The following is a 21,800-nucleotide window of genomic DNA, read 5'->3' as shown; positions in this document are numbered from 1 at the left end:
GTCTTTAAGCTTGCATCTTGTGCGTCTTTATTGCAAATTCCATAAAAACTTTGATGATAATTCATGTTAAAAATGGAATTGAACGATGCTTGACATCATAAGAAACGCTACAAATTCTTGGATTGCTAGAATTTTTCTTGCTATTTTGCTCTTATGCTTCATTCTTTTATGGGGAATACCACAGTTACACAAAAAAAGTGATCAAAACCTGATTACTTCTGGAAAATCTACTGTCACAATTGATGGCTACCGTCTTGCATTTGCTGATCAAAGTGCACGTTTGGCTCTTGCTTTCCGTCTTGGACGAATGTTCACGCCAGATGAAATACAACAATATAGAATTCCCACTTTTGTTTTTAATCAGTTGCAACAAGATGTACTTCTTGATGAACAAGCACGTAAAATGAAAATTAATCTTTCTAAAAATACTATAGCCCATCTTATTGGGGCTGATACTTTATTTCAAATCAATGGTGTTTTTAATCAAGATTTGTTCCGTAACTATCTTCAGCAACTCCATATTAACGAAAGTGCTTTCCTTGATTATTATATAAAAAAAGAAAAGCGTAATCAGCTTCTTTCAGCTTCACTATCTGGAATAAAAGCGCCAGATCTTTTTTATAAAGCACTCGCTCTTTACCAAGGAGAAACACGTACTGCCGATTATCTCGTTATTGATCTGAAAGAAAAGGAAATGCTTGTTTCCCCCGATCAAGAAACACTGCAAAAATGGTTTGAACAGCACAAAAGTGAATTTCGTGCTCCAGAGTACCGTACTGTTTCTTTCTTATCTATGGAACCTCATCAGATTATAAAACCCACAGATATTTTAATAGATGAAGTAAAAGCTTATTATAACAAAAATGCTTCTCATTTTATAACTCCTGAAAAACGCACCATTGAAGAATTGCGATTCTCTACACGTAAAGCAGCCGATAATGCAGCAAAAAAAATAGCTGATGGATTGAGTTTTGATGAATTGGTTAGAGCTGAAAAAAAGACTCTCAATGATATAAGAAAAGGACCTCTTACAGAAAGTGAACTTCCTAATCATCTAGCATCTGAGATCTTTGACCTCAAACAAGGAGAAGTTAGTGCTGTTATTAATGATTTACAAGGACCTGTTATCATTCGCGTAACAGATATTGTACCTTCTGCTCCTATTCCTTTCGAAAAAGTGGAAGAAAAAATTCGCCAAACACTAGCTCAAAATCGTGCTGCAGATAAGATTCGTAAAAATTATACTGCAATTGAAAATGCACGTTTTGAGGGCGCTACTCTCAAAGAACTTGCTGATCAATATAAATTACCTTTTCATACCATTACCATTGATAAAACAGGAAAAACGCCTGAAGGTACTATACTAACAGACTTACCTCAAAAAGATATTTTTTTAAACTCTATCTATCAATCAAATGAAGGCATTGATCTTGATCCACTCTCTCTGCAAAAAGGGGGATATCTCTGGTATAAAATAGATAAAATTATTCCCTCTCGTGAGAGAACATTTGATACAGTTAAAGAAAAAGTTCTGGCTCAATGGAAAATTCAAGAAACCCAACGTCTTCTTGATGAAAAAGCTAAAAATGCTCTCAAACAACTCTCTGAAGGAGAAAGTTTTAGTTCTCTTGCTCATGCACTTGGTGGCGTAAAACAAACAACCCCAACTCTACAGCGTAAGGATTCTTCTGAAATTTTTGGTGTTGAAGGCATTAAGGTATTATTTTCTAACCCCAAAGGCTATTATGGCATTATAAAAGGTCCAGTCGCAACAAATCGTATCCTTTATCAAATAAAAACCGTAACCATGCCTAAAGATATCACTGCCCATACCCTTTCACAAGATATCCGTACCAACATAGATATGATGATAAGAGAAGATATAAAACTGCAGATGCTACAGGTTGCTAATAAAGAATATCCATTAAAAATTAATAATGCTAATTATAATAAGCTTTTCCCTACTCTTTAATAAAAATGTTACAAATAATTTTAAACATTTATTAGATAGAATTATGATGATCATTTTTTCTATAATTGAAAAAGTTATATTATCTACGAAGATAATATATTCAGTATAATAAATAAATATATCCACTCCCTTGGATATATTTTTACCAGCTTATTGTTGTTTTGAAATAAGGAGAAAAATTAAATTTATCATATTATAGCTTTAATACTTAAAAATTTGCTTGTATTTTGTTTATTCTCTTTGTGAGATACTCTTTGATTATAAGATAGTTGGAAAATTACTGCTTATTGCTGCTTTTGTTATAAACCAATAACGATGAAGTAAGGGTAAGGTTGCACTTTCTTGAAAAACTGCCGCTTTTAACTGTGCTGCTTTTTGTAAAGATGCTGGTATAATTGCCAATGGAAGAAAAGCTGGTCTAAGTGTTTTAGGTAAAATACTCAAATGTGCGTAAAATTTGCTATAATGCTCTTGTGATAATGCTATCATAGCTTCAATAATATGGCATTTTTGTTCATCACTCACACGATTGGATTCTAACTCTTTTCTTTCCACTCCTACAATTTTGAGTATATCATCAGGTAAATAATATTGATACCGTGGTTTCATAAATGATAAAAGACGAAGCACACCACTTAGCCCCTGAGAAATACCACCGTGTTTATAAGAATCTGTACAATCTTGTGCTACATCAGGATCTAATATCTGGCAAGAAAGCTGTAAAATTATCCCTGCTGTTTCGCTACAATATAATTTGAGCTCACTAAGCGTTTTTATTGGATTGTGATAAAGGTCTGAAATCTGTGCATCGCAATACCGTAAAAAAGCTGTCTTTGGTAAATTAAAAAGAGTCATTGCCATAAATAAATCATTCAAAATTGGATTACTTTCACTCTTTTGTATTTCACCTTTTACAATAGAGTCATACCACCAGCGTAATCGTATCTCACCGATTAATGGATCATGCACACTTTCGCGGATACGAGAAACCTCTGCATTAAAAGCATATAATGCACTTAATGCTCTACGTTTTTTTTTAGGTGCGAATAAAACCGATATATAACGATCACGATCTGTAGCACGTAGAATATCAAAACAATAAGGACGAAAACCTGCCATTCTACTATACCTATTCACTTTCTTTTTTATTTATGGTTACTCTTTTGTTTTTCTTGATATTTTAAACATGATACATGAACAAATACAGCAACGAAAATAAGACTTTAAACGTGTCTTTACAACGTATTACAAATCAAGACCTTTTTTCTAGATATTTTTTAGCTACATTAAGTTCTCAAAGTTTTTTAATTTTTAAAGATTAACTTAAGAGCTACCCTATGGCGACTTCGCAGCAGAGCTTCAATAACATCATGAAAGCTGATTTTTCCATTGATAGCTATCATGTTACGGTAATAAAAAACCACAATCATCATAAAAGTGCATAAATATTATGGATATTCTTTATTTTTTTAACGCAATACAATGATTAACAAAATTTTTTAAAATCTTTGTTATATCTTTCATTTACGCTATTCCCCACTTGCTCTCTCATGATTTAAAAAACTAAATTATAAGTCAGTGTATTTCTAACCATTATCCGTTTTTTCTTTGATCCAAGCTTTATCTTGTTTTTTTGCTCTCTACTTAACTTTTACACTTTTTTTAAGTTTTTATCTGTATCCAAATGCACATAAAAACAGCGCATAAATTTAAAAAATGAATATAAGTAAAAAGAAAATCCTAAAATGTTATAGTTGAAAGTATTTTTTACGATAAAAGGTGCCACTATTTCTTTATATAAAGAGAGATTACTGTAAAGGCTTACTCTCGCATTGATCAAAACTCCAAAAACCTAATGATATAAACAACCAAATGATTCTTGATCTCTGAAAAAACATATCAATTTTATGACACAATATATCATTCCACTGCAAATAATAATGCAGCAACTGCACGATCTTCAGCTAATAAAACATTAAATGTACGCACTGCTGCACCTGTGCTCATTGTATCTGATGAAATACGCTTTTCCCATAAAAGCATCCGTAACTCTTCAGGTAATCGTAATAATTCAACTCCAGTACCTATTAACAAAATTTCAATCTCGGATGCTTCTTCTAAAACACGAGAAAGATCTTTTTTCGTAGGAATAGGCTCTGCCATATCAAGACTGTAAATACCTGATGGTACACAAATAATAGACCCCCTATGTGACATATCAGCAAAGCGAAAACCGCCATTTCCATAAGCATCTATGGAAGCACGCCCCGGAAAATGTGCCTCACGAATCTGAATTGCATGACACATAAAATAACTGCCCCTTATTTTCTAAATATCAATTGCATTTTCTTCTTAAAAAACAAAACAATGAAAGAACCATTATTGACATTCATATGTCGATTATAACTCACATAGCGATATTGATGCAAAAGCTTTCATAGAAAAATTACTCCTAATAATATAACAAGCACTTTGTGAAAACGGCTTCAGATCACATGAAAAAAATGTGTAATAAGACATGATACAATATCGATTTTTTTTAAAATATATAATTTTTAGAAATATACCTATACTCCATCACTTAAAAACAAAAAATGAGTTGTTACATGGAGTAATGGCCTTAGTTAAAAGATAATAAGAATTGTTATTATACTTCATAAATGATTTTTTTTAAATAGAGCTAAACAAACAACGCAAATATTCATATTCACTTATCAACTCTAAAATCACTTACGCCATGAAATAGCTTTTATAGAAATACCAGCTATTTTTATGAGATAAGTTTATGAACTACAGAAAACTATAGTTATATTTTAAGATTCCTCTTTCGTTAATTTAGCTTTTTCCTCTTTAGATGTACTCACATTTTCCTTTTTTAGGACCTTCGATTTAGATTTTTCTGAAGTCTTGACTTTCGTATTAAATTTTGCTTTTTCTCCAGAGACTGGTTCCCCTTTAACACGAACATCCGATAATGTTGAACGGATCACACGAATACGTATACCATCTCCAATTTCAATTTCCAGTTCACCACTTTCGCCATAAACTTTCGTAACTTTTCCAATAACACCACCTGCTGTTATAACAGTATCACCACGGCGCACAGCATCAAGCATTTCCTGCCGCTTTTTCATTTGTGCACGCTGTGGGCGAATAAGAAAAAAATACATAATTCCAAAAATTAGAATGAACGGAACAAATGTAATAAGTGAGGTTCCATGGGAAGCACCGCCTGCAACTTGAGCATAAGCGTTCGTAATAAACATTTTTATCTCCTATAGATTAAACTTCAGATATTTTCCACTCTACTAAAATAAGCTTTCAGCTCAAAAAGCTCTCTTCTTAGAGAATCTATTACGCAGAGCGATAACTACACAATGTAATTATAGCTTTATAAAAAGGCAATAAATCTTTAAGAAATAGAAGACAATGAGAAAGAACTTCTAACAAAACCGTTTATTTCTCTTTTCATATAGCATAATCATGAAAGCCCTCACTCATTAGAAAAATAAATGATGCACAACAACTTTTTTACTTTTAATGAGTCTGACTGATTGTTCTCTTCAAAAGAATGAATTTTTTATTGATACACTACTCATTTAGTTAAACATATGCGATTATCTTTCTTAAAGAACGTAAGTAAGGATAGATTATTCAAAATAACGTCTTTAGATATTAGTTTTCTAAATATTTGAGAGGATCAACAGGTAACGAATTTTTACGAACTTCAAAATAAACACGTGGCGTTTTAACATCTCCTGACATACCAGATTTAGCAATTTCAGCACCACGCCTCACCCTTTGTCCTCTATGAACAAAAAGCTGACTATTATAGCCATAAATAGTAATAATACCATTTTCATGCCGGATCATGACAACATTGCCAAGCTCTTTTAATCCATCACTCGCATAGATAACAACACCATTTTCTGCTGCTTTTACTAATGATCCTTCAGGCGCGAAAATATCTATTCCTCGATTAATTGTCATGCCCTTCTTTTGACCAAACTGACTTAATAAACGTCCTTTTACTGGCCAACGCATCTTAGAAATTCCACTAGCTTGCGGAGGTAGACCATTCATCATTGTATCTGAAATATCTGTTTCATAACTCGATGAAGGCCTTTGTGTAGCAGTACTTTGTCCAACATCTGACCTGTGAATCTTTGTAGAAGGTGTGCTTATAGCAGGAGCTTTATAGAAAGGTCGATTCTTTTGATGCTTTATAGAATCTACCGTTTGAGACTGAAGGGAAGATTTTTTTGTTGGTGTTATCCAGCCATTATGTCTAGTATTGGAATGAGAAACTGTAGACTTGCTTGGAAGCATAAGTACTTGACCAATATAAATAAAATTATTCTTTATACCATTTACCGATTTTAGTGCATCAACACTAACTCCTACTTGCCGCGCAATGCTTAACAGTGTATCGCCGCTTTGGACAATGTAAGAGTTTTTCTGAAAAATAGGAGAATTATTCACTTGTGAACGAGAAAGCGTTCCAAGATTGCGTGGTGGAGCTCCCATAGTCCGACCATCAGGAGAAAGAATTCTGCTTTGAGAATTATATGAAGCACTGTTATAGTTTTCTGAATCATTACTTGACTCTACAGGCGGCAATTCAGTGCTTTGTATCATACCACCATATGATAACATTGATGAAGCAACAGGCATAGTTGTCGATACAGCTGATTGTGTAGAAAACGTATTGGTAAAACGTTGCGTGCTAGAACTACATCCTGAAAGAATCGCTATTATGGCTAAAAAAGCTATCTCCCGATAACGCTGGAAAATAATACCCAAAACTTTTAAACACATAGTTTTGCTCACTCACCAATACTCAATTTACCCTATTAAAGCTTTTTAATATTACCTAAGAGTTAAAATAATGTGTTTAATACATAAATATCTGCACAATAAAAAATGGTATCATCTGTATTTTGAAAATCAAAGCACTTCCGCTATACCTTCAATAAAAGGTTGATAACGCACTTGAAACATTTCTAAATATTCAAATCGATTACCAATTTTTGTATAACGCGTTACCGTTTGTACCCCCTCATCTGGTCCTATCGCTTGAATAAGAATTCCGTTTTCTGCTAAAAGTTCTAAAAACTCCTTTGGTTCATCAGTCCGTGATGGCCAAATAAGAATACGGTCAAATGATCCAAAGCCTGTGACTGTACGGCTTCCATCAATCTGCCGTACAATAATATTTTCAAGTCCTAGATTTTGAAATTTCTGCTGTGCCAAATCAATAAGTGTTTTATAACGATCAATAGTTATTACACGGTCACTCAAACATGCCATAAGAGCAGTACAAAAACCAGATCCCGTACCAATTTCTAAAATACGATGTTTTTTTTTCAACGATAATGCAGAAAGAATTAAAAGCTGCTCTTCCAAACGCTCAATATATTCACCACACTCAATTGGAATAACTTTATTATCATAAGCACTATTAAACCAAGGAGCAGAAACAAACTGTTGACGTGGAATTTTTTCAAATGCTGAAAAAAAGCGAACATCATCAATTCCTTTACTGCGCATTTTCAGTACAAGACTGGCCAATTCTTCACGAAATCGTAAAATATCCTTTTGCCCCATAGTATCATTCGATCTCCAATGAAGTAGCAACCTTTATTGTATACATAAATCTTTTTTGAAAAACGGTAAAATTTATATTTGCATGTTATCATCTTCCAGAAACAAATATATATTAACATTCCTTTTGCAAAATTAAGCCGTAATACAACGCATGCCTTTCATATAGGGTTGTAAAACATCTGGAACAACAATTGATCCATCAGCCTTTTGATAATTCTCCAGCACAGCAATAAGGCAACGTCCAATAGCCGTACCAGAACCATTAAGACTATGTACAAAGTGCAATGTTTTATCCCCTTCTTTACGATATCGCGCATTCATACGTCGTCCTTGAAAATCTCCACAAACTGAACAACTAGAAATTTCACGATAACATCCCTGCCCCGGAAGCCAAACTTCAATATCATAAGTTTTGCGTGCAGCAAAACCCATATCACCAGTAGAAAGCACCACCGTACGAAAAGGCAAATTAAGGCGTTTCAATACATCTTCTGCACACTCTGTCATACGTTCTAGTTCCATTAAAGATTGCTCTTCAGTGGTAATAGATACCATTTCTACCTTCCAAAATTGATGTTGACGTAACATACCACGTGTATCACGACCTGCTGCTCCCGCCTCCGAGCGAAAACAGGGTGTTAAAGAAGAAAATCGCAGAGGTAAATCTGACATTTCAAGAATTTCATTGTTTACTAAATTAGTTAACGGCACTTCTGCTGTTGAAATAAGCCATCGGCCATCTGTTGTCCGAAAAAGATCATCAGCAAATTTCGGCAGCTGAGCTGCTCCATAAACAATCTCATCACGAACGAGAAATGGTATAGACACTTCTGTATAACCATGCTCCTCAACATGCACATCAAGCATAAATTGACCCAATGCGCGTTCAAGCCTTGCTAAGGCTCCTGAAAGCACTGTAAAACGGGTTCCAGATAAACGACTAGCTCTTTCAAAATCCATCTGTTTGAGATTTTGTCCAAGATCAAAATGCTCTTTGGGTGTAAAATCAAATGTTGGAGGTGTGCCAAAATGGCGAATAACAACATTATCTCTTTCATCTTTCCCTTTTGGAACATCGTCCAATGGAATGTTGGGAAGTTCTGAAAGAGCTTTCTCAAAACTCTCCGTCAAACATTTTTCTTCCACTATAGCAGAAGAAAGAATGCGTTTAATCTCTTCAACCTCAGTTCTCAACTGTTCAGCCGTTTTTTGGTCGCCTGCAGCTAAAGCCTGTCCTATTTCTTTTGAAACTGCATTGCGACGCTCTTGCGCCGACTGCACTTTAGCAACATACGCCCGACGCTCAAGATCAAGTTTTATTAATCTATTCGCTTGCGGCGCAATACCTCTATTTTCCAGTGCCTTATCTAATTTTTCAGGGTGCTCACGAATCCACTTGATATCAAGCATCAAAACTCCTTATTTACATCGTTTCTATTTTTTCTTATCATACAAGATATAAACTTTTCTTAAGAGACTTTTTTTCTTTTTTCTATACAATAAGCAATTAAAATTGAGATTTCATAAAGAACTATCGTTGGTAAGGCTACCGCAAACATAGTAAAAAAATCCGATGGGGTTACTATCGCTGCTATTATAAAAGAAGTAAGGATAGCCCATTTGCGTTTAGATACCAATGCATGAGAAGTTAAAAGCCCAACTTTTGTTAAAAGACTTGTGACAAGAGGTAGCTGAAAAATCAAACCAAAAATAAGGATAAATGATATCATAAAGCTCAAATAATCAGAAATACGAACTATAAATTCTATTCTTAAATGCACATCAGGAAGAAATTGCTGAGAGAGACTAAACCAAAGCATGATGGGTGCTAATAAAGCATAAACAAATGTTCCTCCAATACAAAATAAAATGGGGCCACCGATGAGAAATGGTAAAAAAGCCATACGCTCATTTTTATAAAGTCCTGGTGCAATAAAGCTATAAAACTGAAAAGCTGTATAGGGAAACGATAAAATAGCTGCCCCAAAAGCAGCAAGCTTCATCTTTGTTAAAAACGTTTCCCACACTTGTGTTGATTGCAAACGAATACTCTCAGGATTTCCACCTGATATTTTCATGGCCCACTGATAAGGCCATATCAAAAAATTTAAGATATAATCTTTAACAAGAAAGCACATAATAAAGGCGATAAAAAAAACGATTAAAGTAGCAATAATTCGCTGTCGCAGTTCAATCAAATGTTCTAAAAGTGGTGCCATACTGGCATCGACTTCCTCTTTTTTAGAACTCATAACGCCTCTTTTTTATCTTTTTCTAATTTATGGTATTTGGTATTTTTATCTAAAGGATCACTCTTATCCCCTAAAACTTCATGAGGAGGCTTTGTAATTTTTCTCAACTCTTGTCTTAGATTATGATCATAAATATCTGATAAGGGCTCATATAAATCATTAAACTCCGCTTCTCTTATTGCCTCATCAAACTGCTGACGTAACTCCTTCGTTGTGGAACGCACATAGACTATTGTTTTTGCTATTGCCTTGAGTATTTTAGGTAAATCTTTTGGTCCGACGACAACGATGAAAATAATTAAGATCACGATAAACTCTGGTCCATCAATCCCTAACATCGCTTATACTCGATTTCCTCATTTAAATAATATATCTCTATAATTATATTTTTAATTATTTTATACGCTGTCTTTTAGCAACAGATGTCTTACCTTTCTTAGAGGAAGAAGAGGCTTTTCTAGGCGCTGATACATGTTTTACCGATAATGGCTGAGAATGTTGAAGCTCACCACCAATTGTTTCAGAAGCATCAGTCATTTCTAGCTTATTCTCGATATTGTCTTCTTCTTCTTCTTTCATATTTTTTTTAAATGCTTTAATCCCCTTAGCAATATCGCTCATTAATTCAGACACCTTACCACGCCCAAAAAGCACAAGGATAATCAGTAGAATAACAATTAAATGCGCTGGTGAAAAAATATTACCCATCACACTCTCACTGCTTTGAAATTTGATTTCATTTGTTTATTGTTCACTCTGTTCGAAATATACAAGATATAATCCTATCCCCTTTATATATTTTCTTTCCCGATAAAGGCTACCACACTTTCTTTGTAAAATAATTGTTTAGCTTCTTTCCACTTTTTCTTAATATATTACACCAAATACAAAAAGTTAAAAATGGTCAATTTCTCAAATAAAGTTAAACAACTGGTAATTTCTTCTCTAAAGAAAGGCCATCTGATCTATTGGATTGCAAAATCTTTATGCAAATATTATATCCATATTTTAATAACTTTTTGTTTTAAAAACAGTGCCCTCTGTACAATCATGAATATTTCTTGCAAAGAATAATATACATAGCCAGCTACAAAATTCTTTCACACACCTGCCTTCTGAAAGGATTTTACAATATCATCAAACATTAAAAACTCTCTTTTTACGTAGAATATTCTCAATAACTCTTCTAGTCGCATTACTGAAATCCTCTCATTAATGACATCATAAACACATATGTCATCATCTTATTCGGTAAATCAGTTGTTTTTTTTAAATATATAAAAGAATATTTTTCCCAAAAAATCAATTAATATATTATATATGATAATATAAATTTTTATATATAATATTTTATTAATATTTAAATTCTATTATTTAATACTATAGATATCAATAAATATTTCTCTTAAAGAAAGACATATTTTATACTGATAAAAATAAAATATTCTTATAAATGTTAAATTTATTATTTATCATTACAAAAAGTATTCTAAAAATTCGTTGGAATATATCTATAAATCATGGAAATATTTTTTCTTCTTTCGCATAATTTCATAGTAACTATGTTAGAGATACAAACTTATCAAAGTCATAGTATTTTTATCCAGAATTTGAAGTATATAAATCTTCAATGCGATTAATATAGAAAATTTTAGTCATTAAGCTTATCCATACTAATTTTATGGCAATAATTATAAAGCTACAACGTCAATATTTTCTCATATATTTATACGCTTTTTGAATCACTTTCTCTCTACAAAAAGATTTTGTTGATGTAAGATCATCATTTTATGTTAATAGAGCAATTATTTAATAAGCAGTTATATATAGTAGAATTAATTCATGAATTATCGGCATATTTATCATGCTGGCAATTTTGCTGATGTCTTTAAACACATTATTGTCACTCGCATTGTAGAATATCTTAAACAAAAGGAAAAAGCTTTTCGCGTGATAGATACGCATGCTGGAATCGGTATATATGATCTCTCTTCTTTAGAGGCATATAAAACTGGAGAGTGGCGCCAAGGTATCCAACGGATTTTATCAGCTCCTATTCCAGAAGATTTAAAAACACTCCTTTCTCCATGGTATAATATTATTGTTTCACTCAATGAGGGAGAAAAAGAAATCCTATTCTATCCCGGTTCTCCTATTGTTATTCGCCACTTATTACGTAAACAAGATCGACTCACTGCAATTGAATTGCATAATGAAGATTATCATATTTTAGCTCAAAATTTTGCCGGTGATTATCAAACAAAAATCTTGCATTTAGATGGTTGGCTTTCGTTAAATGCACATTTGCCTCCAAAGGAAAAACGTGGATTTATCCTCGTTGATCCTCCCTTTGAAAAAACAGGAGAATTTTCTCGCCTCATCCAAGGAGTAATAAAAGCATATCGCCGTTTTCCTAATGGTATCTATGCTTTATGGTATCCTGTTAAATATGACACAGAAATTAAAAACTTTCTTCACGCACTCCATCAAACAAAGATTCCTAAAATTCTACAGCTTGAAATGCGTATTCGAAAAAGTTCAATACCACCTACAATGAATGGAAGTGGTATAATTCTTATCAACCCTCCCTATTTATTAGAAGAAGAAATAAAAAAGCTGAGCCCCTTTCTGATCAATCGTCTTGGACAAGATAAAACAGCACAAATAATGCATAAATGGATACAGAAAGAACATTGTTAAGTTAGAATTTTTTATTTACATTTCGCTCAATGAAAAAAACGCAATAGAGCTGCTTTTAATTATTACTATTATATTTTTATGAATAATAAAAACTGAAAAATCACACGGTTTTATGCCATAATGCGTTTTTATGGGAAAGAGAAACCTTACAACATAAATAATAGTTACTTACATTAAAAAAGAAGAACATTTCATATGGTAAACTCTAAATGTCTCTGGATAAATTGAATGATCCTGAAAAATAATATCACTTATCACAAAAATGAAAGAGAAAACCTTTCTTTTCTCTGTGACATTACGTGGAATAATACAAATCAAGAAAGTCATAAAAAACAATTCAAAGGTGCTAAACTTATACAAGAGTTTGTCAGACATCTTCCACATAAGCCAGGAGTTTATCGGATGATGGATGAAAACGGTGATATTCTCTATATTGGTAAAGCGCGTAATCTTAAAAAGCGTGTTTTAAACTATACACGTGAACAAGGACATAATAACCGTATTACTCGCATGATTCATGCAACCTATCATATGGAATTTATTGTTACACATACAGAAACAGAAGCACTTCTTTTAGAAGCTAATCTTATCAAAAGACTACATCCACGTTTTAATGTATTACTGCGTGATGATAAAAGCTTTCCTTATATTATTATTACTGATGATCATCGAGCACCTGCCCTTTATAAACATCGTGGTGCTCGCACACGCAAAGCTCATTATTTTGGTCCTTTTGCCTCTGCTGATGCTGTTACAAAAACAATTAATGTTTTACAACGCGCTTTTTTGTTACGTACCTGTACCGATTCCGTTTTTGAAAACCGTACACGTCCCTGTTTGCTTTATCAAATTAAGCGCTGTTCTGCCCCCTGTACACACGAAATTAGTGATAGTAATTATAAAGAGCTTGTTAAAGAAGCAAAAAACTTTCTTTCAGGAAAAAATCAATCTGTTAAAAATGGTATGGTTCAAGCGATGCATAAAGCTGCAAAAAATTTAGACTTTGAACAAGCAGCTACCTATCGTGATCGCTTATCAGCCCTCTCTCATATACAAAGCCATCAAGGTATTAATCCTCAAACCATAAAAGAAGCTGATGTTTTTGCAATTGCGCAACAGGGAGGAATGACCTGCATTCAAGTGTTCTTTTTTCGTATGGGACAAAACTGGGGAAATCGAGCCTATTTTCCTAAAGCAGATTCTTCTTTTTCTCGTACTGAAATTTTAGAGAGTTTTCTTGCCCAATTTTATGACGATAAGCTACTTCCAAAGCTTATTCTTATATCTGAAGAAATCAAAGAAAAAGCACTCCTTGCAGAAGCATTTAGCCTCAAAGCAAATCGTAAAATATTTCTTTCTTTACCCCAAAAAGGTGAACGAAAAACTCTTGTTAACCATGCTTATGTCAATGCACATGAAACACTTGAACACAAGCTTGCTGAAACAGCGACATATGCAAAATTACTTCAAGGTGTTGCCGAAAAATTCCAACTTCCCCATCCCCCATATCGTATAGAGATCTATGATAATTCTCATATTATGGGAACAAATGCCATAGGTGCAATGGTTGTTGCTGGTCAAATGGGATTTGTAAAAAATCAATATCGCAAATTCAATATTCGCTCAACCGATATCACACCTGGTGATGATTTTGGTATGATGAAAGAAGTCATTAAACGAAGATTTTCAAGACTTCTCAAGGAACATGATCTGCCCCTTAAAAATCATAATACAAATAGTCAAGATAAGGATTTTTTTCCTATTTGGCCTGACCTTATACTTATCGATGGAGGTGAAGGACAAATAAACAGTGTCCATACAATCCTGTCTGAGTTGAAATTAGACAATCTCATCACGGTCGTTGGAATAGCTAAAGGCGTTGATCGTAAAGCAGGACGTGAACGATTTTTTATAAAAGGAAAAATACCTTTCACACTTCCTCCACGAGATCCTATCCTTTATTTTTTACAACGTTTACGAGATGAAGCACATCGTTTTGCAATTGGAACACACCGAGCAAAGCGTCAAAAAGCAACATTCAAAAATCCGCTTGATGAAATCGAAAATATTGGACCAATACGAAAGCGTTCATTGCTTCATCATTTTGGAAGTGCCAAAGCTATTTCTGGTGCTTCCCTCGAAGATTTAACAAAAGTTACAGGAATTTCTGCAACAATTGCAAAAAAAATTCATAGCCACTTTAATGGAAAATAGTCTTGTTTCATAATTTGTGCCTTGTTAGGTTTAGAAAATCAAAATATTATATAAAATAATTAAAAGAGTTCTATGAAAAATCATACTTTTTCTTTTCCAAATATTTTAACTTATGCGCGGATTGTTGCAGTACCGATGGTTGTTGCGTGCTTTTTTTTAGAAGGGCGACTACAATCAAATGATATCACACGTTGGATTGCTGTTTCCATTTTTATTGTCGCATCCATTACTGACTTTCTTGATGGCTACCTTGCTCGTATTTGGGAACAAACATCTAATATCGGTCGTATGTTAGATCCAATTGCTGACAAACTTCTCGTATCTGCTTGTTTACTATTGCTTGCCGCAGATAGTACCATTGCTGGGTGGACATTATGGGCTGCTATTATCATTCTTTGTCGAGAAATTCTCGTATCAGGATTACGTGAATATTTGGCCGAATTGAAAGTTAGTGTGCCTGTTTCTCGTCTAGCAAAATGGAAAACTTTTGTACAAATGATCGCGATTGTTTTTCTTTTAGCGGGACCAGCTGGTAATAAAATTATGCCTTATTCAGTAGAGTTTGGCATCACAATGCTATGGATTTCCGCTCTCCTCACATTGTGGACGGGGTGGGACTATTTTCGTGCAGGCTTAAAACACGTCATGACATAAAAAAATAGCAAATCTCAATTACTCTTTTCAAGAAATTTATATACACACAAAAAAAAATCCCGAAAAAATATTTTTCAGGATTTTTTGTTTTCTTACATTATTGTTATTAACCAACAATTTCCATTTCAGCAAACCAAAAAGCAATCTCTATTTTTGCGGTTTCAGCACTATCTGAACCATGAACAGAGTTTTCACCAATCGACAAAGCATGTTCTTTACGAATTGTCCCCTCTTGTGCATCCATAGGATTTGTAGCACCCATTACTTCACGGTTTTTAGCTATTGCATTTTCACCTTCTAAAACCTGCACAACTGTCGGACCAGAAGACATAAATTCAACCAATTCATCAAAAAATGGACGCTCTTTATGAACTGCGTAAAAGCTTTCAGCTTCACGCTTACTCATCCATACACGTTTAGATGCAACAACACGCAATCCTCTATCTTCAAGCATTTTTGTAATTTCTCCCGTCAAATTACGACGTGTTGCATCCGGTTTAATCATTGAAAAAGTACGTTCTACAGCCATTTGACCACCTTTATGACATTTATAACATTATCTAGCCGTTCTATAACGGGCAAGAAGCCCTTTGCCAAGTGCTATGAAAAAATCTGCAATAATTTTCAAACATGGACTCTTTATTGTAGAAAGAGTGTCAATAGAAACCACAATTTTTTGCAATTATTATGCTTTATAAAGGATCATACTTTTTTGCCTAAAATAATTAATCTTTTTATACTCTTGTAATGATATTTCAAGAAATAACAATATATTCCATAATATGCCTTTATGAAAAAGTATGCTAAACAATGACATTTTGTACGGAGCACGTATGTCTCTTCTTTGTAACAGATCTAACACACTCTAAAAACCAAAGAATAAAACCGTAACTAAAAACGATAACGCATACCTAAAGCCCCTTGAAAAGACTGCTTCATCTTATGTCCTTTGATATAATGCGCTTCTGCATAAAGCTTTAATTTATCACTGACTAAACTGCTTAAACCAACCCCTAATTTACCTGCATTCCCAGACAGATCTGTCATAAATTGATGATGCTGATTAATCCTTGTGTGATTGTTCTCTTTATGCTCACGCAACCAAGCCCCTGTAATATAAGCGGTAGATGAAGTCTCCATGCAGCATCCAAATTCATACCCTAAAGATAATCCAACCTCACTACGCAAAGACGTGAAAGGATCTATTGAACCTGTCATACCATTCGAAAGTTTGATTTCTTTACCAGAAACTTGCAACCACCTAAGCTGTGTATAAGGTTGTAACCAACCACTTTGCGCCATCTTAAAACGATAACCAACCTCAAATGATGATCCTATAGCATCTTGATCATAATTTCCTTCAATAGCTAAACCATTCGTTGAAACTGCTTTTAGAGTATTTTGATAATGATTATATTTTAAAATACCATCCAAATACCATCCACTCTCATCAAAATAAGTCGCATAAGCGCCAACACTATATGTATTTATACGGCTGGTACCACCGCGTGCATGCGCAATACGGGCTTGATCATAACCACCAAAGCTACCAATAGAAAACTCGCCATGCGCCAATTTATTTAAAATACCAAGACCAAGTAATACACCTGTTTGATCAAGCTTAAAGTCTATATGATCTGCAGAAATACTTTCTTTACTCTTGATTGCATAAGTCCAAAGAGATGTCTTTTTCTTATTTTTATCTAAAAGTCCTCTTCCTGTACGCACAGCTTGCAACTCATTATGAAACATCAAGCCTGGGGTGACGGATAGAGATAACACTGCATCCGTAGAGGGCGTCGTTAAAAAGGTAGAAACGGACATTTCCTTATGCGCTTGTAGAGGAGAGGAATGCTCTTTACGTAGAGGACGTGCAACCATTTGAGCAGCTATCAATGAAGCTTCTGTAGAAACAACAGTTGGTTCATGCCCATCAGAGCGCTGAGAACCATCCGCTAAATGTGATGGCTTAATAACCTGTCCTTCCTCCGAAGTTGAAGTGTTCGAAATATGCTGTGCTTCTTTTAAATGCCTAGGAGGTCGTTCTTTAGGCTTAGGCTGTTTCTTCTTTCTATTACCACGACCTGACGCATCATCTGTACCAGCACTCATATATGAATCTCTTAATAACATAGGTATTTTCTGTTTTTTATTTGTACACTGCGAGGGACTATTCGAATGTTCTGTGTTTCCGGAAGATCTCCCTAAATACCAAATTGTAGCACTTCCACTAGAATCAGCACATCTTTCTCTCTTATACAAAAGATATTGATAGGCTCCACCATCAACAGCAGTAATGTTTTTTCCAGAGAGATCTGCTAGAGTAAAATTAGCACCTTCATTTTGGCTTTTATCAATAATCAAAGGAATTTCAGTAGTGCGACCATTTTTTTGTACAAGAGGTCCTGTAATTTCTGCCCCTGAATCGGCAACACTTATTTTATGATTACCAGCACCATTATCAATCAACAAGTAATCGCTATTATAATTACCCATAACATTTATATTAAAACGAAAATGCAAATTCCCTGAAAGTTCGTCAACATGAAGTGAAATATGACGTGGATCATAAGGAGTAGAAGTAAAAATAACTGTTCCTCCTTCCCCACCTAAATGCTCAATTTCAATCTGAGGTTTTTCATTTTTATTCCTTTCACCAACAAGAAATATTGTTTCATCAGCTCTCCCAGTCACAGAAATATTTTCTTTTGTAATTTGATTTGTAACATCCCCAGCAAATAGATAAAGGCGTCCTTTATCATTAACTTTTACTTCTCCAACAACTTTTTTTACACCAGCATATAACCACGAGCTAGCAAAACCTGTAATCGTTAAACTATCTACAAACCCTTCAGGATACACGACTTGCGTAGCATTCTCTTTCAAAGTCGTAGCAAGAGATTCTCCTAACGCTAAAACGTGTTGCCTACCATTTCCAGATACCTCAGCCTGCATCGCCTTACCACCGCCCTTTCTAAGTCCTGCATAAAGATTTTGTTCTCCATCTTCTCCTACTTTCGTAGACCAAGCTATTGCATCATCGGAGACATTCTGCTGACCTACTGCTCCACCACTACCAGAAACTATAGTATTATAAGTACTGCTTTTTCTATCTACGCTTCTAAGATCAAGGTCTTTCTCTTCATAAATGAACTGTTTACCTCCAAAAACTTTAGTATCTATGGCAGTTCCTCCGCGTGTAACTATTTGCATCCCACCTTTTTGAACAGTCGCCCTCATGGAAGTTCTTCCATTGTCAACAATCTCTACACCTCCATTTTCGATTTCAATATTACTACTGGGTAATATAGTCATAATTAGTGCAGAGCCTTTTGGTACCTTTCCTCCATTCGCTACACTGGACATATTTGTTAATGACTCATTCTTGCTCTCAGCTGCACTTGCAGCTTGTATAAGAGAACTACTGATCATCAATATTGGAAAACTCAATTTGCATTTCTTCTGCATTATCCACACTCCACTCTCAATTCTTTAGAAAAATAACCCGCTGCTACGTAAGTAGCTTCTCTTTGATTATATCATAATGTGTTTTATTTATGCCTAAATACATCTTTTTAGTGTATTATTTCAATAAACACACTAAAAAGTTGTATATTTATGTATTACAAAGATTATTTGTGTTTGCAGCTATATAACAATGCAAATTGTACCCTTATACTCTAGGCACAATTTGCATAATAAAATAAATAGAAAAAATGATAGCGATATAGAGCGTAAGGGAATCCTTAATATCTCTCAACTTTTTAAAATCTTAGCTAAACAATGCATAAAAAAGCATCTTTAAAAATGATAGCGTATCCCCAAAATACCCTGAAGTGATTGTTTCACTTTATGTCCTTTCAGATAATGTGCTTCTGCATAAAGCGTTAGTTTATCGTTGATCAAACTATTTACACCAATGCCTAATTTACCAGCATTGCCTGACAAGTCTGTGATAAATTGATAGCGATTATTAATTATCGTATGATTGTTATTTATATTTTCACGCAACCAAGCGGCCGTAATGTAAGCCGTTAATGAAGTTTCCGCATTCATCATAAATTCATGTCCTGCTGTTAATCCCACTTCACTACGCAATGATGTCGATGGTCTTATATCAGCTGTCATTCCATTGGAAAGCATAATTTTTTTACCATTAACCTGTAAACCTGTTAGCTTGATATAAGGCTGCATCCAAGTGCTTTGCGCAGGCTCAAAACGACAGCCTATTTCAAATGATCCACCAATTGCCCATTGATTATAATTACTTTGAACAATCAAACCATTTGTTGAAATAGCTTTCAAATTATCTCGGTAATAATTATATTTTAAAACACCATCGAGATACCATCCACGACGATCAAAATAAGTTGCATAAGCTCCAAGACTATAAGTATTTAAATTGCTGTTACCGCCTCGTATATGTGCAACACGTGCTTGATCATAACTACCAAAACCACCAATATATAAATCTCCGTGCGTGAGTTCATTTAAGTGATCAACCCCAAACACTAACCCTGTCTGCTCAAGTTTAAAATTTGTATGACCAGTTGCAACACGTTCTCTGCTCTTAATCACATAACTCCATAAATCTGTATCTTTCCTATTTTGCTCTATAAATCCTCTTCCTGTACGAACAATTTCCAGCTCATTGTTAAAAATTAGTGCAGGTGCTACCCCTGTAGAGAGTATTGCATCAACTGAAGGAGTCGTTGACGAATGAGGCGCTAATGGATCTGTTGGATCAGGAAATGGAGATTCTGGTCCACTTATCCGGTTGGCAGATAAAAACCAAACCTCACCATTTTCATCTTTTCTCTGTTTCAAATCATACATATAAGTTCCACCATCAATAGCCTTGATTTGTGCACCAGACAGATCTGTCAAAGTAAAATGCGCTTCACCACTTTGATCAGTAATTAAATCACGCTTATTGGAAAAAGGATCGGTAATTTCAATGCCAGAATCAGCAACACTTATTGTATGATTACCTTTTCCATTCTCAACGAAGAGATAATCACCACGGTTATGGGCAAGAGTGGTATTGAACGCAAAATGTAAACTTCCTGAAAGATTATTAACATAGAGCTGAGAATAATATGGATCGGAACCAGTAAAGGAAAAAATAACACTTCCCTCGCCACTTAATTTCTGAATAAGAGAGCTTTTGCCATCAGACTCATCCGTGATAGAATATAATTTTGTATCTGGTCCGTTTAAAATCACTTCTTCTACTGTAGTATGGTGTTGCTCATTTCCTGCATAAAGATGAAGTTCTCCAGAATGATTTACCAGCGTCTTACCTTCTAACTTTGCCCCAGCATGGACCCATGATTTTGCTTCATTATTAATTTTTAAATTTTTTACAGTTCCATCAGCATATATTTCTTGAAGAGCATTCTCATTTAAAGTCACTCCAATAGCCTTACCTCCAGCTAGAATACGTTGTTTACCACCACTAAAAATTTCTGTATCAAATGCGGATCCACCCCTTTTTGCATTTTGAGACTTCCTTAAAATTTCTTGCAGCCCCCCTTGCATAACTTTTGTGTTCCACACTTCTCCCCCATCATATACTTTTTGTTGGCCTATTGTTTCATCTTGACCATAAATTACAGTATGATACGCACTACTCCCTTTAATCTGTCCTTCCACATCACCTTCTTCGAAAACAAGTTGCTCACCGCCATAGAGTTTTGTTCCTTCTACTTTTCCTCCATTCTCAACACTTTGCTGTCCACCTTTTTTGACAACAGCATTTTGAGAAAAGCCTTGTTTTCCTTTTAAAGCTTGAACAATTTCCGTTCCACCTTGTTCAATCGTGCTATTTTGACTAAGACCTCCTGCATAAACATAAATCTCTCCACCATTTCTCACCGTATTATCGACAGACCTCCCTGGACTATCTATCTCACCATCATTGGAAACATAAGCTTTGGCATCATTATCAAGTACAAAATTTTCTAAAAGCGCTCCATCTTTCAAAAAAATAAGTTCAGGCTTTTTGAATATTGCAATATTTCTTTTTTCTGTATTCTGTTCATCATTGCCAATCCTAGTGCTATCAAATTCCTGTATGGTACTCACCACTCTCTTAGAAGACTTATTCCTAGGAACTTCTTTAAGCTTATCAAAAACATCTGATCCACTAATCATCCTTAAAATGCCGTTATTATGAGATACTCTGAATATGCATTTTTTTGTTCTCATATCCTCATTGTATTGATCATAGACGAGTTTCTCATTTTTATTATAGCTTAAAGATTGACAAAAAAGCTGATCTTCTCCCTTACTCGCGACAGCTGTCTTCACAAAGCAATTGCTTAGTATGAATGCTATTAAAAATTTTTTTTTCCATTTATATTGCAGAACCATATTCTCCCCCCTTGATGTCTGAGCAT

The 21,800-nt window shown here is 34.4% G+C and carries 16 protein-coding genes; 4 read left to right on the top strand and 12 right to left on the bottom strand.

The window, feature by feature from the left end:
• Positions 1-85 precede the first annotated feature (85 nt).
• Positions 86-1,972 carry a peptidyl-prolyl cis-trans isomerase gene (locus K3248_RS06320; protein ID WP_220717546.1) on the top strand — a complete coding sequence of 629 codons (1,887 nt, stop codon included), beginning with the start codon at positions 86-88 and terminating at the stop codon, positions 1,970-1,972.
• Positions 1,973-2,230: 258 nt separating this feature from the next.
• On the opposite strand, the gene K3248_RS06315 is transcribed toward K3248_RS06320, so the two are convergent.
• The 9 genes from K3248_RS06315 to tatA form a co-directional block, all read right to left on the bottom strand.
• Complete coding sequence (locus tag K3248_RS06315; RefSeq protein ID WP_220717545.1) at positions 2,231-3,091, bottom strand: phytoene/squalene synthase family protein; 861 nt, start codon at positions 3,089-3,091, stop codon at positions 2,231-2,233.
• An 801-nt stretch (positions 3,092-3,892) separates the two neighbouring features.
• The gene (locus tag K3248_RS06310) at positions 3,893-4,279 is read right to left on the bottom strand and encodes an Mth938-like domain-containing protein (protein WP_220717544.1); all 387 of its coding nucleotides are present in this window, start codon (positions 4,277-4,279) and stop codon (positions 3,893-3,895) included.
• Between the two features lie 506 nt (positions 4,280-4,785).
• Complete coding sequence (gene yajC, locus K3248_RS06305; protein ID WP_220717543.1) at positions 4,786-5,238, bottom strand: preprotein translocase subunit YajC; 453 nt, start codon at positions 5,236-5,238, stop codon at positions 4,786-4,788.
• Positions 5,239-5,647: 409 nt separating this feature from the next.
• Positions 5,648-6,790, bottom strand: a complete 1,143-nt coding sequence (locus tag K3248_RS06300) for a M23 family metallopeptidase (RefSeq protein WP_220717542.1) — start codon at positions 6,788-6,790, stop codon at positions 5,648-5,650.
• A gap of 129 nt (positions 6,791-6,919) precedes the next feature.
• The gene (locus K3248_RS06295) at positions 6,920-7,579 is read right to left on the bottom strand and encodes a protein-L-isoaspartate(D-aspartate) O-methyltransferase (protein WP_220717541.1); all 660 of its coding nucleotides are present in this window, start codon (positions 7,577-7,579) and stop codon (positions 6,920-6,922) included.
• Between the two features lie 132 nt (positions 7,580-7,711).
• Complete coding sequence (gene serS / locus K3248_RS06290; RefSeq protein ID WP_220717540.1) at positions 7,712-8,989, bottom strand: serine--tRNA ligase; 1,278 nt, start codon at positions 8,987-8,989, stop codon at positions 7,712-7,714.
• Positions 8,990-9,048: 59 nt separating this feature from the next.
• Entirely contained in the window at positions 9,049-9,831 is a 783-nt protein-coding gene (tatC, locus tag K3248_RS06285; protein WP_220717539.1) for a twin-arginine translocase subunit TatC, read from the bottom strand.
• Positions 9,828-10,169: a Sec-independent protein translocase protein TatB gene (gene tatB, locus K3248_RS06280; RefSeq protein ID WP_220717538.1), complete on the bottom strand. Its 342-nt coding sequence runs from the start codon at positions 10,167-10,169 to the stop codon at positions 9,828-9,830. The genes tatC and tatB overlap by 4 nt, the downstream gene beginning before the upstream one ends.
• Before the next feature lie 55 nt (positions 10,170-10,224).
• Complete coding sequence (gene tatA, locus K3248_RS06275; RefSeq protein ID WP_220717537.1) at positions 10,225-10,539, bottom strand: twin-arginine translocase TatA/TatE family subunit; 315 nt, start codon at positions 10,537-10,539, stop codon at positions 10,225-10,227.
• A 1,134-nt stretch (positions 10,540-11,673) separates the two neighbouring features.
• On the opposite strand from tatA, the gene K3248_RS06270 reads away from it, so the two are divergent.
• From K3248_RS06270 to pgsA, 3 genes are all read left to right on the top strand, one after another.
• A complete protein-coding gene (locus K3248_RS06270; RefSeq protein ID WP_220717536.1) occupies positions 11,674-12,531 on the top strand; it encodes a 23S rRNA (adenine(2030)-N(6))-methyltransferase RlmJ in 858 nt (285 codons plus the stop codon).
• Positions 12,532-12,759: 228 nt separating this feature from the next.
• Positions 12,760-14,745, top strand: a complete 1,986-nt coding sequence (gene uvrC / locus K3248_RS06265; RefSeq protein ID WP_220717535.1) for an excinuclease ABC subunit UvrC — start codon at positions 12,760-12,762, stop codon at positions 14,743-14,745.
• 72 nt (positions 14,746-14,817) lie between these two features.
• Positions 14,818-15,399 carry a CDP-diacylglycerol--glycerol-3-phosphate 3-phosphatidyltransferase gene (gene pgsA, locus K3248_RS06260; protein ID WP_220717534.1) on the top strand — a complete coding sequence of 194 codons (582 nt, stop codon included), beginning with the start codon at positions 14,818-14,820 and terminating at the stop codon, positions 15,397-15,399.
• A gap of 106 nt (positions 15,400-15,505) precedes the next feature.
• Here the strand turns inward: pgsA and ndk are convergent, their stop codons facing one another.
• The 3 genes from ndk to bafA (K3248_RS06245) form a co-directional block, all read right to left on the bottom strand.
• Positions 15,506-15,928: a nucleoside-diphosphate kinase gene (ndk, locus tag K3248_RS06255; protein ID WP_220717533.1), complete on the bottom strand. Its 423-nt coding sequence runs from the start codon at positions 15,926-15,928 to the stop codon at positions 15,506-15,508.
• Positions 15,929-16,290: 362 nt separating this feature from the next.
• Entirely contained in the window at positions 16,291-18,867 is a 2,577-nt protein-coding gene (bafA, locus tag K3248_RS06250) for a BafA family autotransporter (protein ID WP_220717532.1), read from the bottom strand.
• A gap of 333 nt (positions 18,868-19,200) precedes the next feature.
• Positions 19,201-21,555: a BafA family autotransporter gene (gene bafA / locus K3248_RS06245; RefSeq protein WP_371875516.1), complete on the bottom strand. Its 2,355-nt coding sequence runs from the start codon at positions 21,553-21,555 to the stop codon at positions 19,201-19,203.
• Between the last annotated feature and the right edge of the window lie 245 nt (positions 21,556-21,800).

The sequence above is a fragment of the Bartonella raoultii genome, assembly GCF_019659805.1.
GTDB classification, from domain to species: Bacteria; Pseudomonadota; Alphaproteobacteria; order Rhizobiales; family Rhizobiaceae; genus Bartonella; species Bartonella raoultii.
This window is presented reverse-complemented; position numbering and strand designations above follow the sequence as displayed.